Source organism: Morganella psychrotolerans (assembly GCF_001676155.1).
Lineage (GTDB): Bacteria > Pseudomonadota > Gammaproteobacteria > Enterobacterales > Enterobacteriaceae > Morganella > Morganella psychrotolerans.
Genome location: NZ_LZEW01000001.1, coordinates 688,101 through 710,933, shown reverse-complemented (window position 1 = coordinate 710,933; position 22,833 = coordinate 688,101). Strand labels below are relative to the sequence as shown.

General features: G+C 50.3%; 19 protein-coding genes and 1 pseudogene. 8 read left to right on the top strand and 12 right to left on the bottom strand.

The window, feature by feature from the left end; genetic code table 11:
• The first annotated feature begins 2 nt into the window (after positions 1 to 2).
• From rsxC to AYY16_RS03525, 6 genes are all read left to right on the top strand, one after another.
• On the top strand, positions 3 to 1,907 hold the full coding sequence (gene rsxC, locus AYY16_RS03550) for an electron transport complex subunit RsxC (protein WP_067362160.1): 1,905 nt from the start codon (positions 3 to 5) through the stop codon (positions 1,905 to 1,907).
• A 2-nt stretch (positions 1,908 to 1,909) separates the two neighbouring features.
• Positions 1,910 to 3,004: an electron transport complex subunit RsxD gene (gene rsxD / locus AYY16_RS03545; protein WP_067362157.1), complete on the top strand. Its 1,095-nt coding sequence runs from the start codon at positions 1,910 to 1,912 to the stop codon at positions 3,002 to 3,004.
• Complete coding sequence (rsxG, locus tag AYY16_RS03540) at positions 3,001 to 3,627, top strand: electron transport complex subunit RsxG (protein ID WP_067362154.1); 627 nt, start codon at positions 3,001 to 3,003, stop codon at positions 3,625 to 3,627. Before rsxD ends, rsxG begins: the two co-directional genes overlap by 4 nt.
• A complete protein-coding gene (locus AYY16_RS03535; protein WP_067362151.1) occupies positions 3,627 to 4,331 on the top strand; it encodes an electron transport complex subunit E in 705 nt (234 codons plus the stop codon). The genes rsxG and AYY16_RS03535 overlap by 1 nt, the downstream gene beginning before the upstream one ends.
• Before the next feature lie 31 nt (positions 4,332 to 4,362).
• The gene (gene nth / locus AYY16_RS03530; RefSeq protein WP_067362148.1) at positions 4,363 to 5,004 is read left to right on the top strand and encodes an endonuclease III; all 642 of its coding nucleotides are present in this window, start codon (positions 4,363 to 4,365) and stop codon (positions 5,002 to 5,004) included.
• Positions 5,005 to 5,105: 101 nt separating this feature from the next.
• Complete coding sequence (locus AYY16_RS03525) at positions 5,106 to 7,043, top strand: exoribonuclease II (protein ID WP_067362145.1); 1,938 nt, start codon at positions 5,106 to 5,108, stop codon at positions 7,041 to 7,043.
• 160 nt (positions 7,044 to 7,203) lie between these two features.
• On the opposite strand, the gene AYY16_RS03520 is transcribed toward AYY16_RS03525, so the two are convergent.
• Genes AYY16_RS03520 through AYY16_RS03510 form a run of 3 tightly spaced genes read right to left on the bottom strand, consistent with a single transcriptional unit; the run spans position 7,204 to position 9,936 of the window.
• Complete coding sequence (locus tag AYY16_RS03520) at positions 7,204 to 7,647, bottom strand: cyclophilin-like fold protein (protein WP_223861153.1); 444 nt, start codon at positions 7,645 to 7,647, stop codon at positions 7,204 to 7,206.
• A gap of 53 nt (positions 7,648 to 7,700) precedes the next feature.
• Positions 7,701 to 8,729 carry an alpha/beta hydrolase gene (locus AYY16_RS03515; RefSeq protein ID WP_067362142.1) on the bottom strand — a complete coding sequence of 343 codons (1,029 nt, stop codon included), beginning with the start codon at positions 8,727 to 8,729 and terminating at the stop codon, positions 7,701 to 7,703.
• Positions 8,730 to 8,739: 10 nt separating this feature from the next.
• Positions 8,740 to 9,936 (bottom strand): MFS transporter, encoded by a 1,197-nt coding sequence (locus AYY16_RS03510; protein WP_067362139.1) that lies wholly within the window; start codon positions 9,934 to 9,936, stop codon positions 8,740 to 8,742.
• A 251-nt stretch (positions 9,937 to 10,187) separates the two neighbouring features.
• Between AYY16_RS03510 and AYY16_RS03505 the strand changes: the two genes are divergently transcribed.
• Positions 10,188 to 11,096 (top strand): LysR family transcriptional regulator, encoded by a 909-nt coding sequence (locus tag AYY16_RS03505; RefSeq protein WP_067362136.1) that lies wholly within the window; start codon positions 10,188 to 10,190, stop codon positions 11,094 to 11,096.
• 97 nt (positions 11,097 to 11,193) lie between these two features.
• Here the strand turns inward: AYY16_RS03505 and yciH are convergent.
• The 5 genes and pseudogenes from yciH to AYY16_RS03480 all read right to left on the bottom strand — a co-directional run bounded on the left by yciH (position 11,194) and on the right by AYY16_RS03480 (position 14,684).
• Positions 11,194 to 11,524 (bottom strand): annotated as a pseudogene (yciH, locus tag AYY16_RS03500) (stress response translation initiation inhibitor YciH).
• Positions 11,521 to 12,252 (bottom strand): orotidine-5'-phosphate decarboxylase, encoded by a 732-nt coding sequence (gene pyrF / locus AYY16_RS03495; protein ID WP_067362133.1) that lies wholly within the window; start codon positions 12,250 to 12,252, stop codon positions 11,521 to 11,523. Before pyrF ends, yciH begins: the two are co-directional and overlap by 4 nt.
• Positions 12,253 to 12,301: 49 nt before the next feature.
• Positions 12,302 to 13,471: a lipopolysaccharide assembly protein LapB gene (gene lapB, locus AYY16_RS03490; RefSeq protein ID WP_067362130.1), complete on the bottom strand. Its 1,170-nt coding sequence runs from the start codon at positions 13,469 to 13,471 to the stop codon at positions 12,302 to 12,304.
• A 5-nt stretch (positions 13,472 to 13,476) separates the two neighbouring features.
• Positions 13,477 to 13,782: a LapA family protein gene (locus AYY16_RS03485; protein WP_067364622.1), complete on the bottom strand. Its 306-nt coding sequence runs from the start codon at positions 13,780 to 13,782 to the stop codon at positions 13,477 to 13,479.
• 182 nt (positions 13,783 to 13,964) lie between these two features.
• Positions 13,965 to 14,684 (bottom strand): phosphatase PAP2 family protein, encoded by a 720-nt coding sequence (locus AYY16_RS03480; RefSeq protein ID WP_067362127.1) that lies wholly within the window; start codon positions 14,682 to 14,684, stop codon positions 13,965 to 13,967.
• Positions 14,685 to 14,899: 215 nt separating this feature from the next.
• Here AYY16_RS03480 and ribA point away from each other — a divergent pair, with 215 nt between their 5' ends.
• Positions 14,900 to 15,508 carry a GTP cyclohydrolase II gene (ribA, locus tag AYY16_RS03475; RefSeq protein WP_067364619.1) on the top strand — a complete coding sequence of 203 codons (609 nt, stop codon included), beginning with the start codon at positions 14,900 to 14,902 and terminating at the stop codon, positions 15,506 to 15,508.
• A gap of 78 nt (positions 15,509 to 15,586) precedes the next feature.
• Here the strand turns inward: ribA and acnA are convergent, their stop codons facing one another.
• The 4 genes from acnA to topA all read right to left on the bottom strand — a co-directional run bounded on the left by acnA (position 15,587) and on the right by topA (position 22,760).
• Positions 15,587 to 18,253, bottom strand: coding sequence for an aconitate hydratase AcnA (gene acnA, locus AYY16_RS03470; RefSeq protein WP_067362124.1), 2,667 nt, complete (start codon positions 18,251 to 18,253; stop codon positions 15,587 to 15,589).
• A gap of 165 nt (positions 18,254 to 18,418) precedes the next feature.
• Positions 18,419 to 18,610 carry a hypothetical protein gene (locus tag AYY16_RS20120; protein ID WP_150384708.1) on the bottom strand — a complete coding sequence of 64 codons (192 nt, stop codon included), beginning with the start codon at positions 18,608 to 18,610 and terminating at the stop codon, positions 18,419 to 18,421.
• A 127-nt stretch (positions 18,611 to 18,737) separates the two neighbouring features.
• The gene (cysB, locus tag AYY16_RS03460) at positions 18,738 to 19,712 is read right to left on the bottom strand and encodes an HTH-type transcriptional regulator CysB (RefSeq protein ID WP_067362119.1); all 975 of its coding nucleotides are present in this window, start codon (positions 19,710 to 19,712) and stop codon (positions 18,738 to 18,740) included.
• A gap of 447 nt (positions 19,713 to 20,159) precedes the next feature.
• The gene (gene topA / locus AYY16_RS03455; RefSeq protein WP_067364616.1) at positions 20,160 to 22,760 is read right to left on the bottom strand and encodes a type I DNA topoisomerase; all 2,601 of its coding nucleotides are present in this window, start codon (positions 22,758 to 22,760) and stop codon (positions 20,160 to 20,162) included.
• Positions 22,761 to 22,833 lie beyond the last annotated feature (73 nt).

Genomic DNA, 22,833 nt, shown 5'->3' with positions numbered 1-22,833 from the left:
TTATGTTTAATTTACTCAATTTATTGAAAAAAGACCGGGTCTGGGATTTTGACGGCGGCATTCATCCGCCGGAAATGAAAGTGCAATCATCCCGCACGCCTATGCGTGTCTGCCCTGTCCCGCCGGAGCTGATTATTCCGCTGCAACAGCATATCGGCAACGAAGGCGACCTGATTGTCCGCCCGGGTGAACATGTTCTCAAAGGTCAGCCGCTGACAAGCGGCACCGGGCGCACATTACCGGTTCACGCCACATCCTCCGGGATTATCACCGCGATTGAACCTTGTGTAACCGCGCACCCGTCCGGACTGACCGCACCGTGTGTCCGTATACAGACTGACGGGTTGGATACAGCTTATCCTTCTGAAAAAACACCGGATTTCTGCTCCCTGAGTAAGACAGAACTGACTGATCGTATTCATCAGGCGGGAATTGCCGGTCTGGGTGGCGCGGGTTTCCCGACTGCCAGCAAACTCAAAGGCGGCGGTGACCTTATCCGCACCCTGATTATCAATGCCGCAGAGTGTGAACCCTATATCACGGCGGATGATCGTCTGATGCAGGAGCATGGCGGCGAAATTCTGACCGGTATTCACATCCTGATGCATCTTTTGGCTCCGGAGCAGGTGTTAATCGGCATTGAAGATAATAAACAGGAAGCAATTGCCGCCCTGCGAGAGGTAACCGCCGGGGAAACACAGATACATGTGCGTGTGATCCCGACAAAATACCCGTCCGGCGGCGCTAAACAACTGACAAAAATTCTGACCGGGCGGGAAGTGCCGTCCGGCGGGCGTTCATCTGATATCGGCGTGCTGATGCAGAACGTCGGCACCGTCGTTGCCATAAAACGCGCCATTGTTGATGGTGAGCCGCTGATTGAGCGCGTGGTCACCGTTACGGGTGAAGCGGTTCAGACTCCCGGTAACTTCCGGACGCGCCTCGGCACACCGGTACGTTTCCTGCTGGAACAAGCCGGGTTTAACCCGCAGCACCAGCAAATGGTGGTGATGGGCGGTCCGCTGATGGGCTTTACCCTGCCGGATCTTAATGTGCCGGTGGTAAAAATCTGTAACTGTATTCTTGCGCCGACCTCAGATGAAATGCAGCCCGAAGCCCCGGAAGAGGCCTGTATCCGTTGCAGTCACTGTGTGGATGCCTGTCCTGCCGGTTTGCTGCCGCAGCAATTATACTGGTTCAGTAAAGGCAAAGAGCATGAGAAAGCCGAACAACACCATTTATTTGACTGTATAGAGTGCGGTGCCTGCGCCTGGGTCTGCCCGTCCAATATTCCGCTGGTGCAATATTACCGGCAGGAAAAAGCACAGATTATTGAGATCCGCAGCGAAACGCAGCGGGCAGCGGAAGCGAAAGTTCGTTTTGAAGCCAGACAGGCACGGCTTGCCCGCGAAAAAGAAGCCCGCGATGCACGGCATAAAAAAGCCGCTGTACAGGTGGATGAAAAAGACAGTTCTGCCATCAGCGCTGCTCTCGCCCGGGTGAAAGAAAAAAATACCACCGCAGGCGGTACAATTACCATCAATCCGACGGTATTACCGGATAACAGTGCTGTTATTGCTGCCCGTGAAGCCAGAAAGGCACAGGCGCGGGCACGCCAGGCAGAAAAAGCCGCTGAATCCGAATCCAAACCTAATGATGTGATCGCAGAAACTGAAACCGATCCGCGTAAAGCCGCTGTTGCCGCTGCCATTGCCCGCGCCAAAGCAAAGAAAACTGCACAAGCTGCTGAGCAAAACGGCGAAACGCACAGCGCACCTGAACCGGTAGCTGCGGCAGAAGCCGATATTGATCCGCGCAAAGCCGCTGTCGCGGCTGCTATTGCCCGCGCCAAAGCAAAGAAAGCTGCTCAGGCTGCTGAAAAAACCACTGATAATGAAGCGATATAAGCATGAAATTCAGACCCGTTAACTCAAATACACCGCACCGGCTGAAAATCGCAGGGTCACCGTTTACACATAACCGCGACAATACGTCCGCCATCATGCTGTGGGTTGTTATCGCCATGCTGCCGGGCGTTGCCGCACAGCTCTGGTTCTTCGGGATCGGGACACTTATTCAGATACTGATTGCCGTCACCACGGCCATTGTTGCCGAAAGTGTTGCTATCCGTCTGCGCAAACAGCCGGTTATGCCTTATCTGAAAGATAACTCTGCGCTGGTCACTGCGGTGCTCCTTGCGGTCAGTATTCCGCCACTCGCCCCCTGGTGGCTGATTGTCACCGGCACATTCTTTGCCGTGATTATCGCCAAACACCTGTATGGCGGGCTGGGTCAGAACCCGTTTAACCCCGCCATGGTCGGTTATGTGGTGCTGCTTATCTCCTTCCCGGTCCAGATGACAAGCTGGCTGCCGCCTGAAAGCCTGCAAATCATGCCGATTTCAGTCAGTGATAGTCTGCATGTGATTTTCAGCGGATTATCCGATCAGGGGCTGACATTAGAGCAGTTACGCGCGGGTGCCGACGGCATGAGTCAGGCAACGCCGCTGGACAGCTTTAAAACCGGACTGCTGACCCGTGATATGAATGAGATCCTCTCACAACCGGTATTGCAGGGTTCTGTTGCCGGGATTGGCTGGCAGTGGATTAATATCGGGTATCTTATCGGCGGCTGTATTCTGCTGAACCGCCGCGTAATAGCCTGGCAGGTACCGGTGGCAATGCTGGGAACGCTTGCTGTACTGGCAGCCACCGGCTATCTGATGGATGCAGAGCATTTTTCCACGCCGGTTATGCAGCTGTTTTCAGGGGCTACCATGCTGGGTGCATTTTTTATCGCCACAGACCCGGTTACTGCTTCCACCACCCCGCGCGGTCGCCTGATTTACGGCGCGCTGATTGGTCTTTTATTATGGGTTATCCGCGTTTACGGCGGGTATCCGGATGCTGTTGCATTTTCTGTTCTGCTCGCCAATATTACGGTGCCGCTGATTGATACCTATACACAACCCCGTGTTTACGGGCATAAACGGGGAAATAAATGATTGCCACATTGCGCCGTTACGGGTTGATCCTCGCCCTGTTTGCCGCCGGAACCACCGGTCTGAGCGGGTTTGTCTATACACTGACCAAACCGGCGATTGAGCAGCAGGCGGCTGAGCAGCAAAAAGCCCTGTTTGCCCAAATTCTGCCCGCCGGCATGTATGATAACGATATGATTGCAGAGTGTTATCTTGTGACCGACCCGATGCTGGGCAATAATCTGCCACACCGCCTGTATGTTGCCCGCAAAAATGGTGAACCGGTTGCGGCAGTCCTTGAATCCACCGCGCCGGATGGCTATTCAGGCGCCATTCAGCTACTGGTTGCCGCTGATTTTAACCAGACTGTACTGGGCAGCCGGGTAACTGAGCATAAAGAAACCCCGGGGCTGGGGGATAAAATTGATACCCGGATTTCAGACTGGATCACCACACTGAGCGGCAAACATGTGGATTCAGCCGCTGATCCGCACTGGGCAGTCAAAAAAGACGGCGGGGATTTCGATCAGTTCACCGGTGCAACGATCACGCCACGGGCGGTTGTTAATGCCGTGAGAAAAACGGCTGTGTATATACAGACATTGCCGCCACAATTAACTGAATTACCACACTGCGGAGCAGAATAATGAGTCAGGTCAAAACGTTATTCGCCGATGGTTTATGGAAAAATAACTCCGCACTGGTTCAGGTGCTGGGGTTGTGCCCGCTGCTTGCGGTGTCCTCCACGGTCACAAACGCACTGGGACTGGGGCTGGCAACCACCCTGGTGCTCTGCTGCACCAATATTGCCGTGTCTGCTCTGCGCCGCTGGATCCCGTCGGAAATCCGCATCCCGATTTACGTAATGCTGATTGCCTCTGTCGTGACCGCCGTTCAGTTGCTGATCAACGCCTATGCATTCGGGCTATATCAGTCACTCGGTATATTTATCCCGCTTATAGTCACCAACTGCATTGTGATTGGCCGCGCCGAGGCATTTGCGGCAAAAAATGCCGTTTTTCCTTCCGCAATAGATGGTCTTGCGATGGGGCTGGGGTCAACTGCCGCGCTGTTTGTGCTCGGCGCTATGCGGGAAATTCTCGGAAACGGCACTCTGTTTGACGGTGCTGATCTGCTGCTCGGTGACTGGGCAAAAGTCCTGCGGGTAGATATATTGCATCTCGATACCCCGTTTTTACTGGCGATGTTGCCGCCGGGCGCATTTATCGGGCTTGGCTTAATGCTTGCCGCCAAGTATCTTATTGATGAAAAGATGAAAAAACGCAAAAATGCGTCAGACGTAAGAGTATATGAAACTGAAAAAGGATGCGGAAGCCATCTTGTCAGATAAAATGATTCAGGATTAATGAGCCAATGTCGTTATGAATAAAGAAAAACGTATTGAAATTCTGACCCGCCTGCGGGATAACAACCCGCAGCCCACCACAGAACTGATGTTCAGTTCGCCGTTTGAACTGCTTATCTCTGTTTTGTTATCCGCTCAGGCGACTGATGTGAGCGTCAATAAAGCCACCCGTCCGCTTTATGCGGTAGCCAACACTCCGCAGTCCATACTCGCGTTGGGTGTGGACGGCGTAAAAACCTATATCAAAACTATCGGGTTATTTAATACTAAAGCTGAAAATGTGATTAAAACCTGCCGGATGCTGGTTGAACTCCATAACAGTGAGGTTCCTGAAGATCGCGCGGCACTTGAAGCGCTGCCCGGTGTCGGGCGGAAAACCGCCAATGTCGTACTCAATACCGCATTCGGCTGGCCGACCATTGCCGTTGATACCCATATTTTCCGGGTCTGTAACCGCACAAAATTTGCCCCCGGTAAAAATGTGGATGAAGTGGAACAAAAATTATTGCGGGTTGTTCCGGCAGAGTTTAAGGTCGACTGTCATCATTGGTTTATACTGCACGGGCGTTATACCTGTATTGCCCGCAAACCGCGCTGCGGCTCATGTATTATTGAAGATTTATGTGAATTCGGCGAAAAAGTCTATCCGGAGGAATAATTCACTGCGGATTAAACAGAAATTGCCCTCTGTGCTTGCGGACAGCGTGAATTCGCGTAAAAATAACATCAAATTTGATCACCCAACCAGTACGGGATCCTATGTTTCAAGATAACCCGCTGTTAAATCAGCTAAAGCAACAGCTCCACGGTCAAACACTGCGTGTCGAAGGTATCGTGAAAGGTACCGACAAAGGCTACGGTTTCCTCGAAGTTGACGGACAAAAATCCTATTTTATTCCGCCGCCACACATGAAAAAAGTCATGCACGGTGACCGCATTACTGCCGCTATTCATAGCGTGAATAATAAAGATGTCGCGGAGCCTGAAACACTGGTTTTGCCGTTCCTTGACCGCTTTGTCGGACGTGTACAACGCAAAGAAAATGATGAACGTCTCTGGATAATTCCTGACCATCCTTTGTTAAAAGATTCAATCCCCTGCCGCCCGGCGAAAGAGGTTGAACACACGTTCGCACAAGGTGACTGGGCCGTAGCTGAAATGCGCCGCCATCCGTTAAAGGGTGACCGCAGTTTCCATGCTGAAATTACCGGGTTTATTACAGATGCCGATGATCATTACGCGCCGTGGTGGGTCACACTTACCCGTCACCAGCATGCACTGAAAGAGCCGGAGCCGGTTGATGCCACACTGGCTGATGACGACCTGCCCCGTACTGACCTGACAGAGCTCGATTTTGTCACCATTGACAATGCATCCACTGAAGATATGGATGATGCGCTTTATATCACCAGAGGTGATAACAACCAGCTTCGCCTGACCATTGCTATCGCTGATCCGACCGCTTACATCCCTGCGGACAGTGAGATGGATGCTATCGCACATAAACGCGCATTTACCAATTACCTGCCGGGCTTTAATATCCCGATGCTGCCGCGTAATCTGTCCGACGACCTCTGCTCTCTGCATCCTCATGTCCGCCGCCCTGCGATTGTGTGTCAGATTTCCATAAATGAAGACGGATCACTGGCAGATGATGCCACTTTCTTTGCTGCGTGGGTTGAGTCCAAAGCCAAACTGGCTTATGACGATGTCTCTGACCTGCTGGAAGGCGTGGAAGACCGCCTCGCTGTCAATGACACTATCCGTCAGCAGATTGCGCTGTTACAGGAAATGTATCAGCGCCGTCACCAGTGGCGCGAAACTCATGCGCTGGTCTTTAAAGAAAGACCGGATTTCCGCTTTATTCTCGATGAGAATGGTGTGGTCACAAATATCGTTGCAGAGCAGCGCCGCAGTGCCAACCGCATCGTGGAAGAAGCCATGATCACTGCCAATATCTGCGCGGCAGTCGTGCTTGATAAAGAACTGGGCTTTGGTGTGTATAACGTGCATACCGGTCTTGACCCGCTGACGGTTGACCAGGCCGTGGTGCTGCTGGCAGAAAACGGTATTCATTTCACCGCAGAAGAGCTACTGACTCTGGATGGCTTCTGCCGCCTGCGCCGTGAGCTGGATAACCAGCCGACACAGTTCCTCGACAGCCGTATCCGCCGCTTCCAGACATTTGCGGAAGTCAGAATGGAAAGAGGCCCGCACTTCGGCCTCGGACTGGATGGTTACGCCACCTGGACATCACCGATCCGCAAATACAGTGATATCCTCAATCACCGGTTGCTCAAAGCCATTATCGCCGGTAAACCGGCCGAAAAACCGGCTGAAAAACTGGCGGAACATCTGGCGGAGCGCCGTCGTGCCAACCGTATGGCTGAGCGGGATGTCGGAGACTGGTTATACGCCCGTTATCTTCACCCTTACGCGGGTACTGACACACCGTTCCCGGCAGAGATTATTGATATCACCCGTGGTGGTATCCGTGTCCGTCTGACAGAAAACGGCGCTGTTGCCTTTATCCCGGGTACTTTTATCCATCCGGTAAAAGATGAATTACAGTGCAGCCAGGAAACCGGCTCAGTGCTTATCAACGGTGAAGTCCGTTATCGCCTTAATGATATTATCCCGGTGAAAATTGCAGAAGTGAAAATGGAAACACGGAACATTCTGGCACGCCCGGTCTGAGTTTGTTGTTTGTCACCACGCCGTAATATTCATCATAAAATTGCTGGTTCATCAGGATACTATAATACTGATGAGCCAGTTTTTATCACCACTCCCGATACCTGACTGCACAGTAAATCGCCTTCCGCAAAAAAATCATTACACCTTTTTGCCTTGTATATTAATCGTCATTAAACCCAACCCATACTCTCTTTCTGACCATCACTGCAGGAAGATTTTCCGGATTAATAACTTTCCCGATAGGTGTATAGCGATACGAGGATTGAAATGATTCATAGAACAAAACCAGCGTGTGCGTACCGTACAACATAAGATCTCCTGCCTGAATGGCCCCCGGATGCACCGGGTCAGAAAGCAGATCATAAGGAAGATCCGCGAACTTTTCATTGCCATTTAACTCATCCATCCCAAGTTGCAAAGGTAAAGCATTAACAAATGCTTTAGCCGCCGGACTATTATGAAGCCTGACGACAAATTGCTGGTCATTAATGTTCATTGTCACCATCATCGCATTTTCCTCAGGAGTCCGGGCCGGGGTTCCGGCGTAGCAGGCAAAGGTAACCGCCGCAAGCAGGCAGAATATTAAAGCACACGGATATTTCATATGAAGCCCCCTGCAAATAATTAGCCACACTCTTCCGGATGTGGATTCGGATATTATTTAAGGTTAGCGTTAAAGAACGATGCCAGCTTAGCAAAAGGGATGAGATCAGTACGATCATACAAATCTACATGGCCCGCACCCGGCACGATGTATAACTCTTTCGGCTGTCCTGCACGTTTGTAAGCATCTTCGCTGAATTCTTTCGAATGTGCCTTATCACCGGTGATAAACAGCATCGGGCGTGGCGAGATAGTCTCGATATCGTTGAACGGATAAAAGTTCATAAATTTAGCTGTACTGCTTAACATTGGCTTTGTTGTCAACTCTTCTTTCCCGCCCTGTGGCGTATAACCACCCCGTGGTGTACGGTAAAAATCGAAGAATTCCCGCTGAATCGCAGATGTGGAATCATCAAGCTTGTTAACCGTTCCCGGGGTATAGGCAATATCTGCGCCATTAAATTCGGCAAAACGCTGCTCTGCTACAGATTTAATAAACACATTTCGCTGTTCAGACGTAATCGAGTGATGAAGGCCATTGCGGAAAGCTGCGCCCATGTCATACATGCTGACCGTGACAATGGCCTTCATTCTCGGGTCAATTTTAGCGGCACTGATCACGAAGCTTCCGCTGCCACAGATACCCAGTACGCCAATTCTCTCAGGAGAGATGTAAGGCAGCGTACTCAGATAATCGACGGCAGCACTAAAATCATCCGCATAAATTTCCGGGGAAATCAGATGACCGGGTTTTCTGTCACTCTCCCCCCAGAAGGAAAGATCAATCGCCAGTGTTACAAATCCTTGTTCCGCCAGTTTCTGCGCATAGAGATTTGAACTTTGTTCTTTTACCGCTCCCATCGGATGACCAATGATAATTGCCGGATTTTTAGTGCTCTGATCCATTCCCTCAGGTATAAATAGATTACCGGCGACATTCATCTGGTATTGATTTTTAAAGGTCACTTTTTGCAGGGTTACTTTATCGCTCTTGTAAAAATTATCTGCCCCGTCAGACATATCAGCGCCTGTTGCAGCAAATGAGCTGATTAACAGCCCTAACAATATAGTAAATTTTCTCACAGGATAATCCTCAGTTAGTTTGACTGGTATCTTTGCGTGATGTTAATAAAGCCAGGACAGCCGCTATTACTAATAAAATCATACTGATGGTGAAAGAACTTTGATAACCGCTGTGGTCAAATGCCAAACCACCGAGAGTAGATCCCAGCGCGATTGACAGTTGAACGATGGCAACCATCAGACCACCGCCGGCTTCCGCATCCTCCGGCAGAGTGTTGGTGATCCAGGTCCACCAGCCGGTAGGTGCAGCGGTGGCGACTAATCCCCATAAACCAAGCAGCAGGGCAACAATCCACACACTCTGACCAAAAGCGATCAGTGCTCCGGCAATTGCGGCCATCAGTAACGGAATAGTGATAAGTGTGAAATAAAAACCGGATTTCAAAAATGCACCAACCACCAGGGTGCCAATAAAACCGGTTACGCCGATAGTCAGTAAAATGAGCGACAGCGTATTAATATCTACCTGCGTAACTGTCTCAAGGAATGGTCGCAGATAGGTAAACAACGAAAACTGGCCCATAAAGAATAATCCGCAAGCCGCAAGCCCGACAGCAACAAGCGGATTAGCAAAAAGACGGAAAACAGAGCCTGTACGCTTATCACTTTTATCCGTTTTCAATGCCGGCAAACTGAACCATTGCCAGATAAATGCAATCACCGCGACGGGTACAATGCAAAAAAATGCCCCTCTCCAGCCGATGACAGAGCCAAGATAACTCCCGAGTGGCGCAGCTATAACGGTTGCCAACGCATTTCCGCTGTTAAAAACAGCCAGTGCACGGGGTACCTGATGCTTCGGAACCAGGCGAATAGCGGTGGCGGCAGACAATGACCAAAACCCGCCGATAGATATACCAATCAGAGCCCGCCCAACCATATAAATCAGATAACCGGGAGCTGATGCGATAATTGCACCTGAAAATGCCATCAATCCTGTCATGCCTAACAGCAACATCTTTCGGCTGACAGACCCAGCCAAGGTAGATATAGAGAGGCTTGTCAGCACAGCAAATACGCCGGAAACAGCGATCCCTTGTCCGACTAATCCTTCACTGACACCTAAATCTTCCGATATGGGCGTCAACAGGCTGACAGGCATAAATTCAGATGCAATCAGTGCAAAGATGCACAACGTCATGGCAAAAACACCACTCCAGTGCGCGCGCTCTTTGTGAGGAGATATATCATCCGATAATGTGACCATAAATTGCTTACTCCGGGTAGTTCCCGGCTACTTTCAGATAAGCCGGGACCGGACGCTATTCTCAGGAATAACGCCGAAAAAGAAAAAATGAAGAAAAAAATAAAAGAAAAATGAAAGGAAAACTATATTTTATCCGCCACCGCTTACTCATCTCTTGCCGTAAATTTTACATGCCGGATACATTATTACTAGCTAATGAATAGTTAATGGGGTTATAACTTATGCTTATTAATAAAAAAAGAGTCTGCCTCATGAAACGCAATCTGAATGACCTTCTTTATTTTGTCACTGTCGCGCGTGAACGCAGTTTTACCCGTGCAGCGGCACAATTGGGTGTAACTCAGCCAGCCATCAGCCAGGCGATTTCCGCACTTGAAGAGCGTATGCAAATTCGCCTGCTGACACGTACCACCCGCAGTGTGTCACCGACTTCGGCCGGGGAACGGCTGCTGCTGGCGATAGGTAATCGCATTGATGAGATTGAAGCTGAACTGGACATGCTGACTGAATTGCGTGATAAACCGGCGGGTATGGTCCGCATCACCTGCGGACCCAATATTTTGCATAACACGCTGTTGCCAAAACTGATGCCCTTGTTACGCGAGTATCCGGATATTAATATCGAATTCGACGCAAACCATGGTTTCCGCGATATTGTGGCAGACCGTTTTGATGCCGGCGTCCGGCTGGGTGACACAATTGATAAAGACATGATAGCAGTATCCATAAGCCCGGAATTGCGGATGGCCGCAGTAGCATCTCCGGATTATTTCTCGCGTTATCCTGTCCCTGAAACACCGCATGATCTGATACAACACCGGTGCATAAATCAACGGATGATCACGTCCGGCGGATTGTATATCTGGGATTTCGATCAGGATGAGGGGGATCTTAATGTACGCGTCAGCGGACAGCTTATTTTTAATACATCTGAACATATTGTTGATGCTGCACTTGCAGGACTGGGGATTGCTTTTTTACCGGAAGAAGAGTTTGGCGCACATATTGAAAACGGGCATCTGATCCGCGTACTGGAACAATGGTGCAGACCATTTCCCGGCTACTACCTGTATTATCCCAGCCGCAAGCAGCCATCTCCGGCATTTTCGTTAGTACTGGACGCACTGCGGGTTCATCAGAACCCCAAACTTCTGAGGTGATACAAAAAAAGCCGTTATTTAGTCTGTAACAGCTGTTTTAATATGTTGAATGCTCATCACTGACAACAGATATTTAGGTTAATGCAGACCAGCACACTCAGCCACCGGCAAGTTTGACTTTAAAGCCTTTTCCTTCCAGCAATTCTTTGAGTAAATCCCGCTTATCGCCCTGGATTTCAATTATACCGTCTTTCAGCGCACCGCCGCAGCCGCAGCGTTTTTTTTAATTCCGCAGCCAGTTTGGTCAGCGCAGCATCATCAAGGTCAAGACCTGTAACCAGGCAAACACCCTTGCCTTTGCGACCACTGGTCTGGCGCTGAATACGGACAATACCGTCCCCTTTAGGGCGTTCGGCTTTTAGCTGCGGCTCATCGATACGTCCGCTTTCCGTGGAATACACCAGCCGTGAATTGTTATCCATTGTCATACTCCCAATGAGGCATTAATTGCCTGCAATGCCGCCAGCGGGTCGTCGCTGCGGGTAACCGGACGTCCTATAACCATATAATCCACCCCGGCGCTGACAGCAGCACACGGCGTCATGATACGGCGCTGATCACCGGCATCGCTGCCTTCGGGGCGGATCCCCGGCGTCACTAATTTAAAACGCTGACCAAGAGACTGCTTCAGTAATTGTGCTTCATGTGCGGAGCACACCACACCATCCAGCCCGCAATCCTTTGTCAGACGGGCGAGGCGCAATGCCTGCTCTGCCGGAGATATATCCAGCCCGATACCGGCGAGGTCACTCTGCTCCATACTGGTCAGTACAGTCACGGCAATCAGCAGCGGTGCATCTTTACCGAATGGTTGCAGGATCTCTTTCGCTGCGGTCATCATCCGCGCACCACCGGATGCGTGGACATTAACCATCCAGACCCCCAACTCAGCCGCTGCCCGCACGGCGTGAGCCGTGGTATTCGGGATATCATGGAATTTCAGGTCGAGAAACACCTCAAACCCGCGCTGTTGCAATGCGCGGACACAATCCGGTCCGTATAACGTAAACAGCTCTTTGCCGACTTTCAGGCGGCACTGCGAGGGATCGATGCGGTCAGCAAATTCCAGGGCGTTATTCAGATTGTCGTAATCAAGCGCAACAATGACAGGTGATGCAATTTTTGCATTCCCGGCGCGTAACATGAGAGATGTCATGAATTTATTACCTGTGGTTTCGTGGATGATACGGGTAAATGTGACGTTGTCACTGTCCGTCCAAACCCCTGATAGGCTTGATAGTATCCCATGACCGGCAGGACGGACAATGCCAGTACAGGGCGTGGGAGGTAAACCCGCATTTGCCGCAGCGGTAATCCGGTTTGGTACGGATTTGTTCACCCACCATGTTGCGCAGTTGACCGAGGCTCTCTTTGGCGCGGCCTTCTTCTGCTTCTGACAGATAATATTCCATCAGGCGGCAGAACAAACGCATTGTCGGATGGCGCTGTAACTGGCGGTTCACATAGGTGATCGCCATCTCAGGACCTTCCTGTTTTTCAATAATATCAGCAAGATAAAGCTCAGCCGTTGCCCCGATATTTTCATCCGAACAGGTCAGCAGATATTCCGCCCATTCCGCCGGCTGCTCCAGCTTTGTATAACAAATTTCCAGCATGGGCAGCGTTTCGCTGACCATCTCTTTGTCCTGATCAAAAACCCGTTTCAATACATCAACGGCCTTTTGATAATCACCACGATCAATATAGATGCGCCCCTGCATAATAGACACCCGGGCACAGTTTTTATCGGCTCCGGCCGCTTTTGACAGGCAGGCAAACGCGCCGTCTGTGTTATCACTGCCCAGTGCCTGCAAAGCCAGTTCACAATAAAAATTAGCAATATTCTCCCGCTGCCCGGTATCGCCTTGTTTGAGGAGTTTTTCTGCGACATCAATGGCTTTGCTCCAGTCACTGGTGGACTGGTAGATGGATAACAGGGACTGGAGTGCGCTTTGTCTGAAATCAGCTTCATCAATCAGCTGTAAAAACAGCGCTTCTGCGCGGTCATACACACCGGCGGCAACATAGTCGCGCCCCAGTTGCTGAGTGGCGAGAAGGCGTTGTTCGTAAGAGAGAGAGGCACTTTCCATCAGGGACTGATGGATGCGGATGGCGCGTTCCACTTCACCGCGCGAGCGGAATAAGTTACCCAGCGTCAGGTGCGCCTCAAAAGCGGAGCTGTCCTCTTTGAGCATATCGAGGAACAAATCAACGGCTTTATCCTGCTGATCAGACAGTAAAAAGTTTACCCCTGCCACGTAATCGCGTGACAGGCGGTCAGCATGCTGCTGTTGATTCTGCTGTGCGCTGCGTCGCCCCATGTACCAGCCATAGGCGGCGGCAATAGGTAACAGAAGAAACAACAGCTCAAGCATAATGCTTATTCCTTAGTGGTGTCCTGCACCGCAACCGACCCGGAAGACGGCGCAGTCTGGTCAGCTTCCAGACGCTTGATCCGGTGGCGGGCACGGGCCAGCGATAACCGCAGACGTAAATAAAACAGGCCACAGACAATCCATCCCAGCACAAACCCTGTGCCGAACAGCACCGCCAGCAAGGTGGAAACAGAATACTGTCCCTGCGCAATCAGATAATTAAATGTGACTACCTGATCATTATTTGCGCCCAGTGTCACCGAAATGATGAAAACCACCAGAACAAGGATAAAAATCAGAAAATATTTCACCGGCATTCCTATTATCAGGTATCAGGGTTTGCATTCCGCATCTTACGGACAGACTAACCCCTTACGTTACCATTTCCCTGTACGGGAATAAAAGTAATTTATTGTGCTTCCGGGCTTTTCCCCGCTGTTTTGCCTCAATTTATACAAAAAACCGACAACGGTTTCAGCGGGATGTGATTATATCATAATACCTCTTTTCCGCTCTGTTTATTGAGCCATAAAAACAGGCCGCCCACAAGTAACCCATTAATAATCACTGACATAATAATATCAGACGGCCAGTGCATCCCCAGCACCATGCGGCTGTATTGTGCCAGAATCCCCCAGAGAAGAATCACCATCGCTATCCCCGTACGCCGCTGCGCCCAGAAGAAAGCAAATAACAGCATTGACCACGCACCGGCGAATAAGGCATGACCGGACGGAAACGCATACCCGGTTTCACTCTGCCAGTGCTTTAACTGCCAGCCCGGGATCTGATAATGGTTTGACAGTCTGTTTTCCAGCAATTGAGCGCGCTCAGTCCGGGACAGTGCATAAAAATCAGTTTCCGTAATAATGTGCTGCTGTGCCAGCCAGGCGACATAAGGACGTGGCTCCTGCAGGGTATTTTTCATCACGACTTTAACCCCCTGACCTGCCGCAATCACTATCAGCATCATCGCCGCAAGGCGCACAGCCTGCTTTCTGCTACCGGGAAACAAACCAATAAACAAAAAACAAAAGAAGACAGATACAATAATGGCCAGCGGATTCGCTGCCGTATCCGTCAGATACCATAACCCGCGCAACAAATCGTCATCACCGGCAGGTTGCCAGCGCCAGCCGGTCAGCAGCATCACCAGCGGCAACAAAAGTAATAAAACAAAGACAATAATGAAGGGTTTTGTTACGTTTTTCATTGCTGGTTAATTATTCCTGTTAAAATAAATGTTATTTTGTCAATGTCTTGTACTACTATGGTCATGTTCAGTTATTTGACCCGGAAAATGGATGTCAGTTTCATTTCCCGGGCGGCGCAGGTACTGTAATCGCCATTATTATTATCAGCGTTATTGTTACCAGCGTTAAAATACGATATTTATATCAATGAGTTAATTATATCATGAATGATAAATTGCAGTTAAAACGTGTTGCACAAGCCAAATTGCCTACTCCGTTCGGCGAGTTTTTAATGGTCGGTTTTGAAGAAATCGCCACCGGGCACGACCACGTAGCACTGGTGTTTGGTGATATCAGTGGTGATACTCCGGTATTATCCCGTGTTCATTCCGAATGTTTAACCGGTGATGCACTGTTCAGTCTGCGCTGTGACTGTGGTTTTCAGCTGGAAGCCGCACTGAAGCAGATTTCAGAAGAAGGTCGTGGTGTATTACTTTATCACCGTCAGGAAGGCCGGAATATTGGTCTGCTGAATAAAATCCGCGCGTATGCCTTACAGGATACCGGTCTGGATACGGTGGAAGCAAACCAGAAACTGGGCTTTGCCGCCGATGAACGCGATTTTACCTTATGTGCTGACATGTATAAACTGCTGGATATCAGTGCGATCCGTCTGCTGACCAATAATCCGGAAAAAGTCGCGATCCTGACACAGGCGGGGATCAATATCACTGAACGCGTGCCGCTGATTGTCGGACGTAACCCGTCAAATGCCCATTACCTTGATACCAAAGCCGAAAAAATGGGGCATTTACTGTGCCAGGCCCCGGGCTGTAAACACTGATAACGTGCTGAACATCCCTGACATGAATAGTAAAAGCGCGGCTGTAAAGACCGCGCTTTGTTTTTTTGATGGTTGCAACTATGACTGCAACATCTGGCGGATCACATAGCACAAAATTCCGCCGTGGCGGTAATAGGCCAGCTCCGTCTGAGTATCAATACGACACAATGCATTCAGCTCCGTCACCCGTCCGTCCGCATACGTGATTCGTACCGGAACAACCTGCTTAGGCTCAACAATATTTAACCCGCCTACATCAATCAGCTCTTCGCCGGTCAGCCCCATAGTATGGCGGTCGGTACCCGCCGGAAATTCCAGCGGCAGTATTCCCATCCCGATCAGGTTAGAACGGTGGATGCGCTCATAAGACCCGGCAAGTACCATTCTTACGCCGAGCAAATTTGTGCCTTTCGCCGCCCAGTCACGGCTGGAGCCGGAGCCGTACTCTTTCCCTGCCACCACGACCAGCGGCGTTTTTTCATCCTGATAGCGCATAGCGGCATCAAATATAGACAGTGTCTCACCGGACGGAATATGACGGGTAAATCCGCCCTCGGTACCCGGTACCATTTCATTGCGGATACGGATATTGGCAAATGTACCGCGCACCATCACTTCATGGTTTCCGCGTCGCGAGCCGTAGGAGTTAAAATCTGCCGGTGCCACACCGTGAGCCTGCAAATAGCGCCCGGCAGGACTGTCTGCTTTAATATTCCCTGCCGGTGAAATGTGGTCAGTTGTGACAGAATCCCCGAGTATCGCCAGGATACGCGCCTGTTTCACGTCTTTAACCGGAGCAGGTTCAGGCGGCATTCCCTCAAAATACGGCGGATGGCGGATATAGGTTGAGTCCGCCTGCCACTGATACGCCGGGGTATTTTCTACCGGCAGCGCCTGCCACTGTTCATCACCCTCAAATACAGCGGCATATTCTTTGCGGAACATCGCGGTTTTGACGTTTTCCACCGCTGCGGCAATTGTGGCATTATCCGGCCAGATATCTTTTAACCAGACCGGGTTACCCTGTTTATCATATCCCAGCGGATCGGTTTCAAGATTGCAGTGCAGATTTCCTGCCAGTGCATAGGCGACCACCAGCGGCGGAGACGCCAGCCAGTTCGTTTTTACCAGCGGATGAATGCGTCCCTCAAAGTTGCGGTTTCCTGATAACACCGCGCCGACTGTCAGGTCATTATCTTTGATTGCCGCTTCAACATCCGCATCCAGCGGACCTGAATTACCGATACAGGTTGTACAGCCATAGCCGACAAGATTAAAACCCAGGGTATCCAGATACGGTGTAAGCCCGGCGGCATTCAGATAATCAGTGACCACTTTAGAGCCTGGTGCCAGTGACGTTTTTACCCAGGGCTTGCGGGTTAAACCTTTCTCAACTGCATTTTTTGCCAGCAAACCGGCGGTCATCAGCACGCCCGGATTCGATGTATTGGTACAGGAAGTGATTGCCGCGATCACCACCGCGCCATCTTCAGGGGCAGTATTGTCCCCGCCCTGTATTTTATCCGCCAGCGGCTTTTTATTCAGTTCCAGATCAAGTGCTGCCTGAAATGCTGCCGGTACCTGAGCCAGTACCACGCGATCCTGCGGGCGTTTTGGTCCCGCCAGGCTGGTTTCCACTGTCGCCAGATCCAATGCCATACCGGAGGTAAAGCGCGGCTCGTCTCCGGCGTAGCGCCACAGCCCCTGCGCCTTGCAGTACGCTTGCGTCAGGGCAATTTCATCGTCGCTGCGCCCGGTCAGCCGCATATAATCCAGCGTCACGTCATCCACCGGGAAAAAGCCGCAGGTCGCACCATATTCCGGCGACATATTGGCAATAGTTGCGCGATCTGCCAGCGGCAGTTGCGCCAATCCGTCACCATAAAACTCCACAAATTTGCCGACCACGCCGTGTTTGCGCAACATCTGCGTGACCGTCAGAACCAGATCTGTCGCCGTGATCCCTTCGCGCAACTGCCCTGTCAGTTTAAACCCGACCACATCCGGGATAAGCATGGAGACAGGTTGTCCGAGCATCGCGGCTTCAGCTTCAATACCGCCGACACCCCAGCCCAGTACACCCAGCCCGTTAATCATAGTGGTATGGGAATCTGTACCCACCAATGTGTCCGGGTACGCATAAGTTTTGCCGTCGCGGGTTTCATACCAGACGGATTTCCCCAGGTATTCCAGATTGACCTGGTGACAAATTCCGGTGCCCGGCGGCACAACACGAAAGCGGTCAAACGCCTGTTGTCCCCAGCGCAGAAAACGATAACGCTCATTATTGCGCGACATCTCGATGTCCACATTACCGGCAAAAGCCTGATCACTGCCGTATTCATCCACCATCACCGAGTGGTCAATCACCAGATCAACCGGTGACAGCGGGTTCACTTTCTCTTCTTTGCCGCCCAGCGCACGGATAGCCTGACGCATTGCCGCCAGATCCACCACTGCCGGAACCCCGGTGAAATCCTGCATCAGAACACGCGCAGGCCGGAAGGCAATTTCGTGATCCGCCGAACCGCTCTTCTGCCAGTCGATCAGCGCCTGTAAATCCGCATTCTGAACACTGTCACCATCAAGGTTACGCAGCAGGTTTTCAGCCAATACTTTTAGTGATTTGGGTAGTTTATCGAGATTGCCGAGCAGGTCAGCGAGAAGAGAGAGACTGTAGATTTGATAATGTTGTGAGCCGACCGTCAGCCGGCTTTCACATTGTTGCTTTAAGGTTAACGACATAACGCCTCCACCATGATGTGTGCGGGTTAAACAGATATCATCCTTATTATTGTATCTATAAGGGTATCATACTCCCGCAAATAGTGTGGTGATCGGCGCACAGTTTGTTAACTAAATGTAATCGCATGTAATAAAAAACCAATCATTCAGACAAGTGATTGCTCCCTAATCAGGACTGCGCTCCATCAATACTGTCGTTCCCTTACCATTATAATCAAAGGTGATAGTGTCCAACCCGCCATTGAAAAACTGTATCATTGTCAGGTGGTTAACGCCTTTCCATTTATAATCCAGATTCACTGTAGTGCCGTAATCCGTCAGCGACTGATCAACACCCAGCGTTATTGATTTCACCATATCCTTTTGATTATCATATTCATTTCTGTAAATTTGATACGTTTTCAGGATATCCGTTCCTGCGTAATAACACTCATCCGTATAATCATAACTTTCCGGGTCATGTACTGTTGCTTTACAGACCGGTTCAGACAATCGGCAGTGTAATATCTTTAAACATGGCTTCAATATCATCATTAGAGCGCAGTGCGATGGCTTTATCCACGACATCCCGGGTCAGATGCGGCGCGAAACGCCAGATAAAATCATACATATAGGTGCGCAGGAAACTGCCGCGCCGGAAACCTATTTTAGTGGTGCTGTAGCTGAATTTATCCCGCATATCAATGCAGACCAGGTCTTTATCAATCTCCGGATCAACTGCCATACTGGCAATAACCCCTATCCCCAGCCCCAGACGGACATAGGTTTTTATCACATCCGCGTCTGTTGCGGTGAACACCACTTTTGGTTTCAGACCCAGTTTTTCAAACGCATTGTCCAGCTCCGAACGCCCGGTGAAGCCATGTGTATAGGTAACAATTTCATAGTCAGCGAGATCGGCAATCGTCAGGTCACGGCGATGCGCCAGCGGGTGATCTTTACACACCACCACAGCACGGTTCCACTGATAGCACGGCAGCATAATCAAATCTTTATAAAGATGCAGCGCTTCTGTTGCAATAGCGAAGTCACTGTTTCCCTTGCAGACATCTTCTGCTATCTGTGTCGGTGTGCCCTGCTGCATATGCAGGGAGACATGCGGGTAGCGCTGAATAAAGCCTTTGATAACCGGCGGCAGTGCATAACGCGCCTGCGTATGGGTGGTGGCGATGCTGAGTGTGCCCTGCTCCGGATAAGTGTGTTCTCCGGCGACCGCTTTGATCGCTTCAATTTTTGCCAGCACTTCACGCGAGATCCGCAGCACAGACTCACCCGCTGGTGTGACATGGGTCAGATGCTTGCCGCTGCGGGCAAAAATCTGCATACCCAGTTCATCTTCCAGCATACGGATTTGCTTGCTGATACCGGGTTGCGAGGTATAAAGCCCTTCTGCGGTCGAAGAGACATTCAGGTTATGATTAACCACTTCCACAATATAGCGTAGCTGCTGTAATTTCATCCGGTATTCCCTCAGAGCCTATCCATCAGGCTATTCGTATAACCTGCTGTCAGTATTTATACCCTTATTCATTCAAACCGCAGGTTCGTTGGCCGCACTCAGTCAGCCAGCACCTTAAATGACGTCGGGTATAGTTTGTTATTGTCTTAATTATACCAAAAAGTAATAAATAATCATTTTGTTATAACAACAATCCATTTATCGACATTATAACAAAACCCATACAGACACCAGCTAAAAAAATATAAGACGCAGCGCCTGCTGTATCCCGCTTACAGCCGGATACGCCTGTTATCAAACTACACCGTGCTTAGTCTTTTTTGTCAGGAATATATAACAAATCGCTATAATCATTACATTTGGTATAAATAACAGGCGAAAAAAAAACCAGTCAGCGATAATCTGACTGGTTTTTTATTTTTATTCATTCAAACTACAGGTTCGAATTTATTTAGTTTTTTCAACCCATTTGCCGTCGATATAAAATGCAGACCAGCCAGTCGCTTTTCCGTCTTTATCCGATGCCACATACTGCTGCTTGGTTTTACGGCTCCAGCGCACAGTAGTCGGGTTCCCTTCCGGGTCCGCAACCGGTGCATCCGCCAGATAGCGCATTTTTTCAGATAAACGGTCTTTAAAGCGGACTAACTCAGCCACCTGCGGTGCGCGGGTTTCCCGTGATTTCGGGAAGTTATGCGCTGCCAGGAAAATACCGGCTGCGCCATCACGCAGAACAAAGTAAGCGTCTGATTTTTCACACGGCATTTCCGGTAACGGCACCGGATCTTCCTTCGGTGGTGCCACTTCGCCGTTGCGTAAAATTTTGCGGGTATTTTTACATTCGTCGTTGGTACAACCCATGTATTTACCGAAACGTCCCATTTTCAGGTGCATCTCAGAGCCACATTTCTCACACTCAACAACCGGGCCTTCATACCCTTTAATGCGGAATTCGCCCTCTTCGACTTCATAACCTTCACATTCCGGGTTATTACCGCACACATGCATTTTGCGGGTGGTGTCGATAAGATAGCTGTCCATCGCTGTGCCGCATTTCGGGCAGCGGCGACGGGCGCGCAGCGCATTTGTTTCCGCATCATCCCCTTCGAGGATATTCAGAATTTCATGCTCAGGGATCAGGTTGATAGTTTGTTTGCAGCGCTCTTTCGGCGGCAACGCATAACCGGAACAGCCCAGGAATACACCGGTCGATGCCGTGCGGATCCCCATCGGACGTTCACAGGTCGGGCAGATAATCGAGGTGATCACCATCGGATTCGTGCGCATACCGCCTTCTTCCGGCTCCAGACTCGCTTTATCAAGCTGCGTACTGAAATCGGCAAAAAACTCATCCAGCACGGACTTCCATTGCGCCTCATTATTGGCAATGTGGTCAAGCTGGTTTTCCATCCGCGCGGTGAAATCGTAGTTCATCAGCTCAGCGAACGTCTCTTCCAGACGGTCCGTGACGATTTGTCCCATTTTTTCTGCATAGAAACGACGGCTTTCCACTTTGACATAACCGCGATCCTGGATAGTAGAGATAATCGAGGCATACGTGGACGGACGCCCGATGCCACGTTTCTCCAGCTCTTTCACCAGCGATGCTTCACTGAAACGTGCAGGCGGCTTGGTAAAGTGCTGCGCAGGCTCCAGAGAGTCCAGCGCCATGACCGTTCCCACCTCAATCGGCGGCAGCGTTCTGTCTTCATCATTCTTGCGCAGCGCAGGCATGACTTTGGTCCAGCCGTCGAAACGCAATGTGCGCCCTTTGGCTTTCAGACTAAAATCACCGGCTTCCACTGTCAGTGTGGTGGAGTCGTATTTTGCCGGCATCATCTGACACGCCACGAACTGACGCCAGATTAACTGATACAGACGGCGGGCATCCGGCTCCATATCCGACAAATCCGCTTCCGTGATAGTAATATCCGACGGACGGATAGCTTCGTGCGCTTCCTGAGAATTTTCTTTATTACTGTAAATGTTCGGATTTTCAGGGAGATACTTATCACCGAAACTCTCAGTGATATATTCCCGCGCCATCACAATCGCATCCTGACTCAGATTTGTTGAGTCGGTACGCATATAGGTAATGTGTCCGGCTTCATACAGACGCTGAGCCATCATCATGGTTTTTTTCACGCCGTAGCTCAGGCGGGTACTGGCAGCCTGCTGCAACGTGGAGGTAATAAAAGGTGCGCCGGGCTTGCTGGATGTCGGGCGATCTTCCCGGTCAACAACCTTGTATGCCGCAGATTGCAGTTTTGTCACCGCAGCTTGCGTTTGTTTCTCATTGACCGGTTTAAAGGCTTTGCCGTTTTCCTGTGCAACTTCCATGCGTAACTGTTCTGTTTTATCAGACAGTAAGGCGTGGATCTGCCAGTACTCTTCAGGCACAAAGGCTTTAATTTCGCGCTCGCGCTCAACAATCAGGCGTACGGCCACCGACTGTACACGACCGGCAGATAAACCGCGGGCAATTTTTTTCCACAGCAACGGGGACACCATATAGCCGACCACGCGATCCATAAAACGACGCGCCTGCTGGGCATTCACCCGGTCAATATTCAGTTCACCGGGCTGTTCAAACGCCTGGGTAATGGCATTTTTTGTTATCTCATTAAAGACAACACGACTGAAACGACTGTCATCACCACCGATCACTTCCCGCAGGTGCCACGCAATGGCTTCCCCTTCGCGGTCAAGGTCCGTCGCGAGATAGATGTGAGACGCGTCACTGGCAAGGTGCTGTAATTCTGATACTACCTTCTCTTTTCCCGGCAGGATCTGATAATTTGCTTCCCAGCCGTTAAACGGGTCAACACCCATACGGCTGACCAGCGCAGTGCGTTCGTCTTTTTTAACTTTTTTGACTTTGTCTTTTACTTTGTCGCCTGCTACAGCGGGTTTACGGCTCGCTGAACCACTTGTCGGCAGATCCCGGATATGACCGACGCTGGATTTCACCACGTAGTCTTTGCCGAGATACTTGTTAATCGTTTTGGCTTTTGCCGGGGACTCCACGATGACCAGAGCTTTACCCATAATTATCATTACCTAAATTTTCGGGGCGGTTATAAAAACGCCAATTTTTGCGTTAAATACATTTCTTTTATAT